Origin of the sequence: Frigoribacterium sp. Leaf263 (assembly GCF_001422285.1) — a bacterium.
Classification (GTDB): Bacteria; Actinomycetota; Actinomycetes; order Actinomycetales; family Microbacteriaceae; genus Frigoribacterium.
Genome location: NZ_LMMO01000004.1, coordinates 755607 through 769525, shown reverse-complemented (window position 1 = coordinate 769525; position 13919 = coordinate 755607). Strand labels below are relative to the sequence as shown.

Sequence of the window (13919 nt, the reverse complement as noted above, 5' to 3'; positions counted from 1 at the left end):
GCGCTGCATCATGCCGACCGCCGCGCACCGCGACGTATGCTGAGCGCGTGAAGGAGCCCCGCCGTCGCACGCTCCAGGACGTCGCCGACGCGGCCGGCCTGTCGAAGGCGGCGACGTCGTACGCCCTCCGGGGTCTGCGGGGCTCGTCCGAGACGCAGGCGCGCGTCGCCCGCGTGGCCGCCGAGCTCGGGTACACCGTCGACCCCGTCGCCCGTGCCCTGGCCGGCGGGCGGAGCAGCAACGTCGTGATCGTCGGCACGCTCCGGGACCTCTGGCAGCAGGACCTCGCCGTGATGCTCAGCCGCGCGCTCGGAGGCCTGTCGCTCAACGCGTCGATCGCCGACGTCGACGCGTCGCCCTCCCGCGAGGAGGCGGTGCTCGCGGGCCTCAACAGCCGACAGGTCGAGGCCGTGGTCGCCCTGCCCGTCGACCCGTCGGCGGCGTACTGGGCCGACGTCCCCGACGAGATCCGCGTCGTCTCGATCGGCGACGCGCTGACGCACCGGCCCGAGTCGCCGGTCGTGCTCTTCGACAACACCACCGGAGTCGGCACGGGGCTGCGGCACCTCGCCGACCTCGGACACCGGTCGGTCGGCGTCCTCGCCCCCGCGATGCCCGCCACGCCCGGCCGCCCCGCCGAGATGCTGGCCACCTCGCTCGGGGCCGAGCTCGGACTCGACGTCACGGTGACGGCGACCCCCGCCGCCGTCGAGGAGGCGGCTGAGGCCACCGAGCAGCTGCTGCGCTCGCCGGCGCGCCCGACGGCGCTGCTCTGCCTCAGCGACTCCATCGCCTTCGGCGCCTACGCGGCCGCCCGCCGGGTCGGCCTCGAGGTGCCGCGGGAGCTCTCGGTGCTCGGCTACGACGACAGCGCGATGGCGCCGCTCGTCGAGCCGCAGCTGAGCACGTTCGCCTGGGACGAGGCCGCCATCGTCGCCGCCGCGGTCGACGCCCTGCACACCCCCGCCGACGAGCTCGACGACGCCTCGCGCCGGCGCATCTTCCGACCCGGGTTCGTCAGCCGCGCATCGACGGCGGCTCCCGGGCGCTGACGGGCCCCGCGACGCGACGGCGCATCACGTCGGGAATAGCCGACGGAAATGCACCCGTGGCGATTATCGGGCCGGCGCTCTATCACCGGGGAATCTCGCGGATACCCCTGCGCAATCGGTCGGCGGATTTCACTCGTCGCCTATACCGGGAAGGTAATTGAGCATGCCTCCGGATGTATTCTCGGGCGGATTCCGACATAGTGAGTGCGGATAGCAATCCACCGCACCGACCAGCACCGAACGGATCACGTCATCATGGCCCAGAAGACATTCATCCAACTCGTCGACGACATCGACGGAACCCCCATCGCCGACGGCGAGGGCCGCACGGTCACCTTCGCGATCGACGGGGCGTCGTACGAGATCGACCTCACCGACGCGCACGTCGCCGAACTCGTCTACGCCCTCGAGCCCTTCACCTCGGGTGGCCGCCGCACCGGCCGCAGGACGAGCGCTCCGGCCGCACGCGCCGGCTCGCCCCGCCCGAAGTCCGACCCCGCCGAGCTGCAGCGGATCCGCGAGTGGGCGCGCGAGAACGGGCACGACGTGTCCGACCGCGGTCGCGTCTCGGGCGCGATCCGCGAGGCGTACGACGCGGCTCACTGAGACGGGCCCTGCCGGCTCCGATCCCTCTGCCGGGTTCGCGTTCGCGGGCCTGAGGAGAATGCGCGGATAAGCATCCCGAGGTGATTCCCGCGCATTCTCCTCCATCGCCCGCAGATGCCGAGATGATCGACGGGTGCCGCCCAACAGGAATCCGTCGCGGGCGGCGGAACCGCATTGAGCGGATCGAACCGCAAAAGAATCCGCGGAGGCGACGGAACGCGGTTTCACACCGGTTCGACGCACCGGGCCTAGGCTCGACCCGATGAGAGACGATGACGTCCCGGCGGACCCGAGCCGCCCCTCCTGGTCGTCCGGCGCGGCACCATCCTGACGGTCGCGTTGATCGTCGGCATCTCGCCCTTCGCCACGGACATGTACATCCCGGCCCTGCCGGCGATCGCCCGCGACCTCGGAGCCTCGACCGCGCAGGTGCAGCTCAGCCTCACCGCGTTCCTCGTCTCGTTCGCCGTCGGTCAGATCGTCATCGGACCGATCAGCGACGGGACCGGCCGGAGGCGCATCCTCCTGGGCGGGACGGCCGTCTTCGCCCTCGCCTCCCTCGCCTGCGCCATCGCCCCCGACGCGACCACGCTCGTCGTCGCCCGCGTCGCGCAGGGACTCGGCGGCGCGGCCGGCTCCGTGGCGGCCCGCGCCATGGTCGGCGACACCACGACCGGGGTCGTCCGCAGCCGGCTGTTCGCGACGCTCGCCGCCATCAACGCCGTCGGCCCGGTCGTCGCCCCGCTCGTCGGCGGCGTCGTGCTGTCGGTGTCGAGCTGGCGGGCGACGTTCGTGGTCCTGGCCGTGCTGGGAGTCGCACTGACCGCGGCGGCCGCGGCGCGCCTCCCCGAGACCCTCGTCGACCCCGAGCCGGGAACCGGCTCGCTGTCGGCCTCGCTCCGGCGGATGGGCGCGCTGCTCGCCATGCCGCGGTTCCGCTGGTACCTCGTCACGGGGTGCGCGGCGACGATCGGCTTCTTCTCGTACATCGCGACGTCGTCGTTCGTGTTCCAAGAGCAGTACGGGTTCGGCGAAGGGCTCTACACGCTCGTCTTCGCCTCGAACGCGTCGTGCATGATCGCTTCGACCCTCGTGTTCCGCCGGCTCGTGGGGCGCATCGCCGAGAACCGGCTCTTCACGATCGGGCTCGTCACGTGCACGACGGGCTCGGCCCTGGTGCTCGTCGGGGCCGTGAGCGGGATCGGACCCGCACTGATCTGGCCCGCGCTCGCTCTCGTCACGGCGGGATGGGGCTGGGTGATCCCCGGATCGATCACGCTGACGCAGGCGCTCGGGCACCGGTCCCCCGGCACCGCCGCCGCCCTCGCGGGCGGGCTGCAGTTCGGGCTCGGCGGAGCCGCCACCCCTCTCGCCGGGGCGCTCGGCGGAACGGCCACGGTGATGGGCGGGCTGATGCTCGGCTTCATCGCGGCGGGCCTCGTGGTGCAGCTGCTCGCGTCGTCGCGACGCGGGGCCGGAGCGGGTGCGCGCACGGGCACGGGCGGCGGCACGGGCACGGGCACGGGCGGCGCGTAGCGAGGTTCAGCCCGCCCACGGTGGTCGGAAGACGCCCCTCACGACCCCACGAAGGGCCGCTTCCGCCCACCGTGCGCCGCGCACACCGCCCGAAGCGCTGAGCACTCAGCACTCAGCACTCAGCGCTCAGCACTCAGCACTCAGCGCTGAGCACTCAGCACTCAGCGCTCAGGGCTCAGCGCGGCTCCGCGAGCGCCCCGGCGTCGAGCGCCCGCACGAGTGCCGCCACGTCGCGACCGAACGGCCGGTCGACGACGCCGTCGGGCACGACCGCGTCCAGCGTCGCGAGCTCGTCGTCGAGCGGCGTCGGCGCTCCCGCCCCGCCGAGCACGACGCGCAGCCGCCGGGCGTGCAGCACGGCGAGCAGCTCGCAGGCGACGACGTCGGTCAGCCCGTCGAGGGCGCGGGCGAGCAGTTCGGCCGCCTCGAGCGAGAACGACTGGGCGTCCTCCTGCCCGAGCGAGGTCTCGATGAGGCCGAGCGACGCCGGCCGGGCGGACGTCAGCAGGCCGTGCACGGTCCCCACCGCGCGCTTGTGCACCGTCACCATGCCGGCCTCGGCTCCGGGCGACGACGAGAGCTGACGCGGCAGCCCCGTGATCGCGCCGTCGAGCAGCCGGTGCAGCCGCGCGGTGCCGAGCTCGGCCAGATGCAGCGCGGCGAAGCGGACCGCGTCGAGCGACGCCGCCAGGTCGAAGCCGTCGAACCCGGCCGTGCCGACGAAGGCCCCCTCGAGTCGGGCGGGCGAATCGGTGACGCCGTCGAGCGCCCGCGCCACGGCGGCGTCGAGGGCTCCGAGCACGCGCTCGAGATGCGCGAGCGCCGGCCCGCTGACCCGGAACGACACGGGCGACTGCAGCGCCGCCGACCTCCGTTCGGCGCCGAGCAGCCCGTCGAGCCGCTCGAGCACCCCGGCGAAGGACTCGTCGGCACGAGCGACCACCGGTCGGAACGGGTCGCGGTTCGCCCCCACCAGCTCGAGCTCGGCGGCCAGGGTCGCGAGCGCCTGCCGTGCCACGCGGCGGGCGTGGTCGGCCAGCACGATCGCCCGAGCCGTCGTGACGGGCACGCCCTCGATGAGGGCCACGCCCTCCTTCGCGGCGAGGAGGTGCGGGTCGAGTCCCGACGCGGCCAGCGCCTCCTGGGCGGGCACCACCGCGCCGTCGGGCGTCAGCAGCTCCCCCGAGGCGGCTCCGGTCGCCGCGGCGCCGAGGTGGGCCAGCGGCACGATCTCGCCCGCCGTGCCCAGTCGGGTGGTCGGCACGGCCGGCACGAGGTCGAGGCGCAGCAGGTCGACCAGCCGGAGGCAGAGGGCCGACGAGACGCCGGCGTCGCCCGAGAGGAAGGTCCGGAGGCGCACCGCGAGCGCCGCCCGCACCTCGCGTCGACCCAGCCACGGCTCGGATCCGGTGGCGCGCGCGATCAGGAGGCGCGCCTGGTGGCCGGCCCGCGCCTCCTCGTCGAGCACGATCGTGCTGGCGGCGCCCATGCCGGTCGTGACGCCGTAGACCGGGTCGCCCGAGTCGAGGGCGGCGAGGGTCTCGACCCGGGCGGCGTCGAGCTCGGCGATCAGGCGGTCGGTGAGCCGCAGCCCGCGACCGTCGGCGATCTCGAGGCACGAGTCGGCGTCGAGATCGGCCGCGCGGTCGACGACGAGCGGTGGACGAGCGCGCGACGGGCGACCGGAGGAGGCGCCGGGCGGGGCGGCGTGCAGACCGGCCATCTCAGCGGTACCGGAGCATCGTGCCGACCTCGGCCTCCTCGGCCGTCGTCAGCACGAGGTGGGCGAGGGCCACGTCGAGGATCGACAGCCCGCGGTGCCAGAACAGGATGCGCTCGTCGGCGTTCTCACGACCCGCCTTCGCCCCGCTGGCGATCTCGCCGAGCTGCGCCCAGAGCGTCTCGGGGCTGAGCAGACCGGTGTCGACGTGGTGCCGCAGGGCGCCGAACCGACCCGATCGCGACTCCGCCCAGTCGTCTACTACGACCTTGTCGATCACGTCGAGCAGCTCGGGCTCGACGGCGCTCACGGTGCCGTAGGGCACGACGAAGGCGCCGGGCCGGATGTGCTCGCGTCGGAGGAGCGGCGTCGGCTCCGTCAGCCGCGTCGCCTCGACGATGACGTCGGCCCCGTCGAAGGCCTCGTCGGCGGTGTCGACGACCACCACCGGGGTGTCCGTCACGGCCCGCAGCCGCTCGCCGAACGCCTCCCGCGACTCGACCCGGCGGCTCGTGACCCGGATCTCGTCGAGGTCGAGCATCGCGTCGAGCATCGTCACGTTCGAGAACGCCGTGCCGCGCGCGCCGGCGTGGGCCAGCACCTTCGAGTCGGGGCGGGCGAGGTGACGCGCGCCGACGGCGGTCATCGCGCCGGTGCGGGCCTCGGTGACGAACGTGGCGTCCATGACGGCGAGGGGCGTGCCGTTGTACGGGTCGAAGAGGGTCGCCATCGCCATCTCGCTCGGCAGACCCTCGAGGTAGTTGGGCACGAAGTCGCCGACGACCTTGATCCCGCTGACCCCGCGCTCGCCGAGGGTCGAGACGTGCCCGCGCAGGACGTTGAAGTGCCCGACGCCCCCGTTGTCGGGCACGAGGTGCATGCGGGGCTCGAAGACGGTCTCGCCACGGCCGTGGGCGGCGACGACGGAGTCGATCGCGTCGACGATGGCGCCGGAGGGGATCTCGAGCGAGTCGATGTCGGGGCCCGAGAGGAAGCGCAGCCAGATGGGTCGTTCGGTGGTGGTCACGGTTCTCCTCGGGTCGCCGGCGTGGCATCGCCCTGTCGGACGTCCTGCCGTGAATTGAACCATGCGGCGTGTGACGGTCGTGTTTAATGATGTTCAGGAGGCGCGGTGCCGGTCTCGTCGGCCGCTACCGTGAGCAGCACACCACCGAGAGGCCCGACCGTGAGCATGCCCCACCTCGACGACGATCAGCTCGAGGGCGTGCGCGGCTGGCTCATCGACCGGGTCCACGAGCACCGGCTCTCGCCCACGCAGCGCCGGGTCGTGCAGCACATGCTCGACTCGATGCCGCAGGTCGCCTTCGCGTCGACGATCGACATGGCCGAGGCGGCCGGTGTGAGCCAGCCGACGGTCACCCGCATCGCGACCGCACTGGGCTTCACGGGCTACGCGGAGTTCCGCAACGCGGCCCGCGACGCGGTGCTGTCGGCGACTCCCCCGGCGGCGGCGGGCGCGGGCAGCACCTCGGCGACCACTCCGGGCGCCGCGCTGGCGCACGAGCGGCAGAACCTCCGCACCCTCGAGGCGACGATCTCGTCGGACGCGATGCGGCGCGCGGTCGGCCTCCTCGCCGACAGCAGGCCGCTCGGCGTCGTCGGGCTGCGGGTGTCGGCGGCGCTGGCGAACTACCTGGGCTATCTGGCGCAGCGGATCATGCCCGACGTCCACGTGCTCGACGACGCCTCGGCCCTCGACGACGGCCTCACCCAGCTGCATCTCGACGGGGCCACGACGCTGCTCGTCTTCGCGATGCCCCGCTATCCGGCCGCGACCGTGCGGGCGCTCGTCCGCGCCCGCGAGCTCGGCATGACGACCATCGGGGTCGTCGACACGCCCCTCGTGCCCTTCGCCGACCTCATCGACGTCCGACTCGTCGCCCCGGTCGGGCAGGACCTCGTCTTCGACTCGCACGCCGCCGCGGTCACGCTGTCGATCGCGCTGCTCGAGGGGGTCGCCGCGCAGGACGCCCGCCGCACCCGGACGCGCCTCGAGGCCCACGAGGAGCGCGTGGGCGAGTGGGAGCACCGCACCCCCTGACGCGGACGAGGAGGCGCGGGTCAGCTCGCCGGGGCCGGGCCCGACGCGGTGATGCGGGCGACGGCCTCCTCCGTGAAGGCCCGCGAGGGCGGCTCCGGATCGAGCACCCGGTGGATCGACAGCCCCTCGATGAGCGCGTCGACGCGGCGGGCGGTGTCGGGGTCGAAGTGCCGTTCGAGCTCGACGCGGCTGCGGCGCATCCACTCGCGGGTGATGGCGCGGTACCGCGGCTGGCGTGCGGCGAGCGTGTACAGCTCGTACGACAGCACCTGGTCGCGGAGGCTCCCCTCGGAGGCGAGATCGTCGTGGATGAGCGAGACGACCGCGGCCCGCGCCTCGTCGGGCGTCGTCGCGGCGCCGAGGCTCCGCTCGAACCGCTCCACGATCGTGCCCGCGAAGCGCGTGAACGCCTCGTGCAGCAGGTCGTCCATGCCGTCGAAGTGATAGGTCATCGAGCCGAGGGGCACGTCGGCGCGCGTGGCGATCCTGCGGTGGGAGATCCCGGCGACGCCGTTCTCGGCGATGAGGTCGAGGGCGACGTCGATCAGACGGTCGCGTCGTCCGGGGTCGCTGCGCCGGGCTGTCATGGCGACCACCCTAGTCAGCGTGCGTACGGACGTACGCTGGGCGCCCGGCGACGGGCGCCCGATCTCAGCGCAGCACCGAGCTGAGCAGCAGACTCGTCTCGGAGTTGATGACGCCCTCGACGCTGCGGATGCGCGCGAGCACGCGGTCGAACTCGCCGAGCGATGCGGTGCGGTACTCGGCGACCAGATCCCATCCGCCGTTCGTCGTGTGCAGCGAGACCACCTCGGGGAACCCGCGCAGCTGCCGGATGACGTGGTCGGTCGACCGCCCCTCGATCTCGATGAAGCCGATCGCGCGGATCAGGTCGGGATCGTGATCCTCGCGCACCCGCACGGTGTAGCCGAGCACGGTGCCCGACGCCTCGAGCCGATCGAGGCGGGACGTGACGGTGGCCCGTGTCACCCCGAGTCGACGGGCCAGAGCGGCGGCGGACTCGCGGGCGTCGACCCGGAGGGCGGCGAGGAGGCGCCGGTCGAGTTCGTCGAGATCGGCCATGCATCGGAATGTACAGCACGAGCATGCGATCAGCGCACTCGGCCGTGCGGATTCACGCTGGCTGATGATTGCCGGTGCACATCGCCCAGTCCTAGCGTGGAGTCGTCACGGGCGCTCGTCGCCCGCGACGACGACGACGGCGGCCGATCCGGCCGCGGAACGAGCAGAGGGGAGGCGCCCGTGGTGCGCTTCGTGGACGTCCGGAACATGATCCGCTGGGTGACCGACCGCGGAGTCGGCCCGATCACCACCGGCATGGTGGCCGCCCTCGAACGGGACTTCGCGCGCTGGCCCGCGTTCGACAAGTCGCCGCGCGTGGCCTCGCACTCGCCCATCGGCGTGATCGAGCTCATGCCCGCGAGCGACAGCGAGACCTACGGCTTCAAGTACGTCAACGGCCACCCGTCCAACCCGGGTCGCGGGTTCCAGACGGTGACCGCGTTCGGCGTGCTCTCCGACGTCGACACCGGGTATCCGACCTTCCTCGCCGAGATGACGATCCTGACGGCGCTGCGCACGGCCGCCACCAGCGCGATGGCCGCGAAGCGCCTCGCGCGGAGCGACGCCCGCGTGCTCGCCCTGATCGGGTCGGGCTCGCAGGCGGAGTTCCAGGCCCTGGCGATGCGCGCCTCCCTGGGGATCGGCACCCTGCGCGTCTACGACGTCGACCCTCGGGCGACCGGGAAGCTCGTCCGCAACCTGGGCCCCCTCGGCTTCGACATCACCGTCTGCGCGAGCCCGCTCGAGGCGGCCGACGGCGCCGACGTCATCACCACGTGCACCGCCGACAAGCAGAACGCGATCGTGCTGCCCGACGAGGCCGTGCGACCCGGCGTGCACGTCAACGCGATCGGCGGGGACTGCCCCGGCAAGACCGAGCTCGACCCCGCGACGCTCCGCCGCGCCGACGTGTTCGTCGAGTACCCCGAGCAGACGCGGGTCGAGGGCGAGATCCAGCATCAGGCGGAGGACTTCGCCGTGACCGAGCTGTGGGAGGTCGTCGCCGGCCGGCTGCCCGGCCGCACGAGCGACGAGCAGATCACGATCTTCGACTCCGTCGGCTTCGCCATCGAGGACGTCTGCGCCCTCAAGTACCTCCGGGACGACGTTGTCGGCACCGACTACGCGGTCGGGATCGACCTCGTCGCCGACCCGGACGACCCGAAGGATCTGTTCGGCCTCGTCGCCCGTCAGCCCGTCGGGGTCTGAGGACGACGTGACGAGCGTCGCCCCGTCGCGCCGCGCCTCCTCGTCCGGGGACCCGGCGGACGCCGCATCGCCCGTCGCGATCCGACGACGGGACGGCGACCCCGAGGAGGCGCGGCTCGCCCTCCAGTCGCCGGCCGCGGTCGTGATGGTCCGCCCGCGGTTCTTCGCGCCCAACCCCGAGACGGCCGCCGACAACGCGTTCCAGACCGACCCGGCCGAGGTCGACGCGTCGCGCGCCGAGATCGCCGCCCGGGCACGGGCCGAGGTCGAGGGCGTCGCGGCGGCGCTGGCGGGCGCGGGCGTGCGGGTGCACCTCGTCGAGGACGAGCGCGCCGACCGCCCCGACGCGGTGTTCCCGAACAACTGGTTCTCGACCCACGCCGACGGTCGTCTGCTGCTCTACCCGATGCACTCCCCCAGCCGGCGGGCCGAGCGGCGGGGCGACGTGGTCGAGCTGCTCCGCGCCTCCTACGGGGTCTCGTCGGTGATCGACCGCTCGGGGCTCGAGTCGCACGGTCTGCACGTCGAGGGCACGGGCGCGCTGGTGTTCGACCACGTCGACCGGGTCGCCTACGTCGCCCTCTCGCAGCGCGCCGACCGGGCGGCCGTCGAGCTCGTCTGCCGCGGACTCGGCTACGACGTCGAGGCGTTCACCGCGACCGACGCCGACGGCGTGCCGATCTATCACACGAACGTCATGATGAGCGTGGCGTCTCGACTCGCGCTGGTCGGTCTCGAGGCCGTCGCATCTCGGAGCGAGAGGAGGCGCGTGGCCGAGCGCCTCGCCGCCTCCGGGCGCGAGGTGGTCGCCCTCGACCGGGCCCAGCTCGCCGAGTTCGCCGGGAACGCCCTCGAGCTGCGTGGCGCCGACGGGCCCGTGCTGGCGGTGTCGTCGCGCGGCTGGGCCGCTCTCACCCGCCGTCAGCGCGCCGCCGTCGAGCGGCATGCGCGGCCGCTGCCGCTCGATGTGCCGACGATCGAGCTGGCCGGCGGATCGGTGCGTTGCATGCTCGCCGGCGTGCATCTGCCGGGGCGCGGCGCCGTCGCCGGCGGCTGAGCCGTCAGCGGCAGCGGAGCCCGTTGAGGATCGACACGGTGACGCCCGTCGTCGCGTCCGACGTCGAGGTCCAGAGGGTGCCCGTCGCCCCGAGCACGGCCTTGACCTTGACCGTCGACGCGAGATTCAGGCTGAGGCCGGCGGTCGGCGTGAACGTGACCGACCTCGTCGAGTTCGGGCCCGACGTCGCCGACGACGCGGCGGTGCTGGCGTACATCACCGTGCCGCCGAGCAGGCCGGGCCCCTGGAGCTCGAAGGAGTCCGCGTCGGCGCCCGCCGGGTAGGCGAACGTGATGGTGACGCCGTTGCTCCCCGCGTTGACGCATCCGAGGGTCGTCGTGCTCGGCACGGCCGCCGGCTGACCGACCATGCCGGCCGTCCACGACGACTTCGGGTTGACGGTCGTCGCGAGGAACGGCGCCGCGATCGCCGTCGCGGGCAGCACGAACCCGATGCCCGCGGTCGCGATGACGAGCGCGCTGAGACCCGAGCCCCAGAGCAGGCGTCGGCGCCGGCGCACCGCGCGACGCTCGACCAGCACGAGCCGGCGGGCGCCGACGCCGTCGCGACCGGGGATCCGAGGAGGTGCGGTGCGGGAGAGCCCGCCGCGCGCCTCCTCGACGTGGGCGGCCGGAGCGACGACCCGCAGCATCCGGCCGACGGCGACCCCGGCGCGGTGCAGACCCGCGCGGGGCGTTCGGACGCGGTCCCGATCCGCTCCCGTCGAGCCGCCGCCGCCGTGACGGCCGTGACGGCGGTCGGTCCGGTCGGCGGGATCGGGGTCGGGACGGCGTCGCAGCGGACCGTCGAGGAGCGTGATCGACAGCAGCACCAGGAACGCGAGCCCCGCGAGCACGAGGTGCGCCGTGTCGCCGTCGTGCAGCCAGACGATCGGCATCCCGATGTAGGGCACGCGCAGCACGCCGATGCCGTGGACGTCGTCGGGCGGGACCTCGGACGAGTCGGCCGAGGCGTTCGCGTCGCCCTTCGTGACGAGCATGCCGTCCGGGGCGGTCGAGTCGACCCGGTGCAGTCGCAGCGCGCCCTCGCGGTCGGGGTCGTCGAAGAGCAGCACCTGCCCGGGGGCCAGCCGCTCCTGCTCGATGGGACGCGCGATCACGATGTCGCCGACGGCGACGCGCGGCATCATCGAACCGGTCATCACGGTCGTGGGCTGCCACCCGACGACGGCCGGGGCCGCCGCCCAGAAGGCGAGGCCCAGCAGCAGCGCGACCAGCCCGCGGGCGAGCGTCGCGGCCACGATGCGCGACCAGTCGGCCACGGTGGCGGCGTCGACGCTCGACGCCCGGGGTGCCGCGGCGACGGTGGCATGCGACGTGTTCACGACGACGGCCTCTCGCTCGGAGCGCCCGGAGGCCCGGCTCAGCTGTTCTGGGCCTCCCAGGTGAAGCCGAGGGCCGCGGTGCCGCCCTGGACGGTGGTGGGGGCGTTGGAGGGCAGCGTGTAGGTGAAGCGGAAGACCTTCGACTCGGAGGCCGTGCCGGTGGGCGACCAGGTCGCGAGGCCGTTGGCGAACGTCGAGTACGTCGACCCGAAGGCGGCCACGGTGCCGTTGTAGAGCTGGCCGCCCGTGCCCTGCGCCACGAAGCCGGTGCAGTCGGAGAACGTGCCGCCGGTGCCCTGCTCGACCTGGAGGTTGAGGCTGCCCGCGAGCGCGTTCGTCGTGGCCGGGGCGGTGCCGTACAGCTTGACGGACGACGCCAGCGAACCGGTCGACGTGACGACGATGCACTTCGTGCCGGTCGAGCCCGGCTTCAGCCCCGTGGCGGTGAACATCGCCGTGTTCGCGTCGTCGTCGGACAGGGCGACGTTGCCGGCCGTCCAGTTGTTCGTCGGGTTCGACGTCGTCGCCGTGAAGGCCGAGTAGGAGGCCGTCGAGACGACGATCCCCGAGGCGACGAGGGCGAGGGGGACTCCGACGAAGGCGGCGATGCGAGCGGCGCGGGTGGCGGCGATGGACATGACGGGACTCCTGATCCGAACGAGAGACGGAGCGCCACGATCGACGAGGGCGGCGGCGCGAGTGGTGAGGTCGCGGGGCCGGGTCGTTCGGAGCTGGTGAGGATCCGATGACGCTCCGTTGGTACGAACATGAAGATACGTCAGACTCGGCGACCGCACAAGACGGTCCGGTGGCCCCCGTTGACGGGTGGCCTACGCCCCCACGCCGGGCACCTCGGCCACGGCGATGTCGGCGCCGTCCGCCCCGCGGATCTCGACGGCCGCGACGTCCTCGCGCAGCACGGCGGCGTTCAGGCTGCAGTCGATCTCGACGTCCGTTCCGAGGAACGTCCCCGACTCGTACTCGCGCCCGTCGTCGCCCACGACGACGACCGTGAACGCGTCGCCGGCGGGCAGACCCGTGACCGTCAGCAGCGTCTCGGTGCCCCAGGTGTGGGCCACGACGTCGCCGTCGACCGCGACGCCCGAGGGCGCCCCGGCGAAGGCCACCGGCTCGACGGCGCCGAGGGTGCCGGGCGGGCCGTCGACGTGCGGGTCGCGGGGCGCGGCGACGAGCGCACCGGCACCGGCGCCGACCGCGAGGCAGGCGGCGGCGCCCAGGGCGGTGACGAGGGCGCGCCGACCCGGGCCGCGGCGTCCCCGAGCAGCGCGGCCGGGGCTCGCCGACAGGGGCGTGACGGGGGCGACGGCGGGAGACGAGGAGGCGCGGGGCGGCCCGGGCGCGGCGCCCCGGACGGACTCGGACTCGGTGCCCCGGACGGACTCGGGCTCGGACGCGGCGATGCCCGCGATGCGGTGGCGCAGGTCGTCGCTCGGTTCGAGATCGACCCAGCCCGCGCCTCCTCGGCCGTGGGACGGGTCGCCGAGGTCGCCGAGGCGGGTCGTGAGGGCGGCGAGCTCCGCCAGCTCGACGTCGACCGTCGGGTCGGCGGCGCGGAGGGCGTCGAGCTCCGCCTGCTCCGCCGACGAGAGGTCGTCGGCGAGCGCCGCCGCGATCAGCTCGTCGCGGCGCGAGGGCGTCGGATCAGTCATCGGTGGTGCCGCCTTCGTCGAGGTGGGTTCTGAGGGCGCGCAGGGCGTAGTGCACGCGGGTGCGGAGGGTGGCGACGGGCACCCCGGTGGTCTCGCTGACGTCGCGGTAGGTCCGGCCGCGCAGATGCACGGCGACCACGGCGGCGCGGTGCTCGTCGCTGAGCCGCGCGAGCCCCTCGACGAGGCCGAGGCGGTCGAGGGGATCGGGGTCGTGGCTGGCGGCGTCGGGCGCGTCGTCGGGGGTGACGAGGTGCGGGGTGCGCTGCCGGGCGCGGAGCACGTCGATGACGACCCGGCGCTCGATCGCGAACAGCCAGGTGCGGGTCGAGGCGCGGGCCGGGTCGAAGCGGTCGCGGGCCCGCCAGGCCCGCAGGAACGTCTCCTGCACGCAGTCCTCCGCCTGACCGCGGTCGCCCAGAGCGTTGACGGCGAAGCCGAGCAGCGCGGAGCCGTGCTCGGCGAAGGCCGCGTCGACGTCGAAGCGCGACGGGGGTGCGGTCATCGGGCTCCGCTCGGCGGTCGGGGTGCGGTGCGGCGTCAGGAGGGCCGTCACGGGCGTTCCTCTCAGACTAGGCGGGA

Annotated in this window: 14 protein-coding genes; 6 read left to right on the top strand and 8 right to left on the bottom strand. The window is 73.8% G+C overall.

Annotated features, from left to right (window positions below; all coding sequences use genetic code 11):
- Window positions 1-47 precede the first annotated feature (47 nt).
- The 3 genes from ASF17_RS12965 (at window position 48) to ASF17_RS12955 (ending at window position 3194) form a co-directional block, all read left to right on the top strand.
- Window positions 48-1052, top strand: coding sequence for a LacI family DNA-binding transcriptional regulator (locus ASF17_RS12965; RefSeq protein ID WP_055800525.1), 1005 nt, complete (start codon window positions 48-50; stop codon window positions 1050-1052).
- 255 nt (window positions 1053-1307) lie between these two features.
- Window positions 1308-1658, top strand: a complete 351-nt coding sequence (locus ASF17_RS12960; RefSeq protein WP_055800522.1) for a histone-like nucleoid-structuring protein Lsr2 — start codon at window positions 1308-1310, stop codon at window positions 1656-1658.
- A gap of 339 nt (window positions 1659-1997) precedes the next feature.
- Entirely contained in the window at window positions 1998-3194 is a 1197-nt protein-coding gene (locus tag ASF17_RS12955) for a multidrug effflux MFS transporter (protein ID WP_235476609.1), read from the top strand.
- 175 nt (window positions 3195-3369) lie between these two features.
- Here the strand turns inward: ASF17_RS12955 and ASF17_RS12950 are convergent, their stop codons facing one another.
- Entirely contained in the window at window positions 3370-4917 is a 1548-nt protein-coding gene (locus ASF17_RS12950) for an aromatic amino acid lyase (RefSeq protein WP_055800519.1), read from the bottom strand.
- A 1-nt stretch (window position 4918) separates the two neighbouring features.
- Window positions 4919-5941 carry an ornithine cyclodeaminase family protein gene (locus ASF17_RS12945; protein WP_235476607.1) on the bottom strand — a complete coding sequence of 341 codons (1023 nt, stop codon included), beginning with the start codon at window positions 5939-5941 and terminating at the stop codon, window positions 4919-4921.
- 165 nt (window positions 5942-6106) lie between these two features.
- On the opposite strand from ASF17_RS12945, the gene ASF17_RS12940 reads away from it, so the two are divergent.
- Window positions 6107-6976: a MurR/RpiR family transcriptional regulator gene (locus ASF17_RS12940; RefSeq protein ID WP_055800517.1), complete on the top strand. Its 870-nt coding sequence runs from the start codon at window positions 6107-6109 to the stop codon at window positions 6974-6976.
- Window positions 6977-6996: 20 nt separating this feature from the next.
- On the opposite strand, the gene ASF17_RS12935 is transcribed toward ASF17_RS12940, so the two are convergent.
- Together ASF17_RS12935 and ASF17_RS12930 are read right to left on the bottom strand one after the other, a co-directional pair.
- Window positions 6997-7563, bottom strand: coding sequence for a TetR/AcrR family transcriptional regulator (locus tag ASF17_RS12935; RefSeq protein ID WP_055800514.1), 567 nt, complete (start codon window positions 7561-7563; stop codon window positions 6997-6999).
- Window positions 7564-7627: 64 nt separating this feature from the next.
- Entirely contained in the window at window positions 7628-8059 is a 432-nt protein-coding gene (locus tag ASF17_RS12930; RefSeq protein WP_055800511.1) for an Lrp/AsnC family transcriptional regulator, read from the bottom strand.
- Between the two features lie 180 nt (window positions 8060-8239).
- Here ASF17_RS12930 and ASF17_RS12925 point away from each other — a divergent pair, with 180 nt between their 5' ends.
- Together ASF17_RS12925 and ctlX are read left to right on the top strand one after the other, a co-directional pair.
- Complete coding sequence (locus ASF17_RS12925) at window positions 8240-9268, top strand: ornithine cyclodeaminase (RefSeq protein ID WP_055800860.1); 1029 nt, start codon at window positions 8240-8242, stop codon at window positions 9266-9268.
- Window positions 9269-9275: 7 nt separating this feature from the next.
- The gene (gene ctlX, locus ASF17_RS12920; protein WP_200913483.1) at window positions 9276-10325 is read left to right on the top strand and encodes a citrulline utilization hydrolase CtlX; all 1050 of its coding nucleotides are present in this window, start codon (window positions 9276-9278) and stop codon (window positions 10323-10325) included.
- Window positions 10326-10329: 4 nt separating this feature from the next.
- Here ctlX and ASF17_RS12915 read toward each other — a convergent pair whose 3' ends face one another.
- The 4 genes from ASF17_RS12915 to ASF17_RS12900 form a co-directional block, all read right to left on the bottom strand.
- Complete coding sequence (locus tag ASF17_RS12915) at window positions 10330-11670, bottom strand: signal peptidase I (RefSeq protein WP_055800508.1); 1341 nt, start codon at window positions 11668-11670, stop codon at window positions 10330-10332.
- Window positions 11671-11708: 38 nt separating this feature from the next.
- Window positions 11709-12308, bottom strand: a complete 600-nt coding sequence (locus ASF17_RS12910; RefSeq protein ID WP_055800504.1) for a hypothetical protein — start codon at window positions 12306-12308, stop codon at window positions 11709-11711.
- A 192-nt stretch (window positions 12309-12500) separates the two neighbouring features.
- Complete coding sequence (locus ASF17_RS12905; RefSeq protein WP_055800501.1) at window positions 12501-13340, bottom strand: hypothetical protein; 840 nt, start codon at window positions 13338-13340, stop codon at window positions 12501-12503.
- A complete protein-coding gene (locus ASF17_RS12900) occupies window positions 13333-13893 on the bottom strand; it encodes a sigma-70 family RNA polymerase sigma factor (protein WP_235476604.1) in 561 nt (186 codons plus the stop codon). Before ASF17_RS12900 ends, ASF17_RS12905 begins: the two co-directional genes overlap by 8 nt.
- Between the last annotated feature and the right edge of the window lie 26 nt (window positions 13894-13919).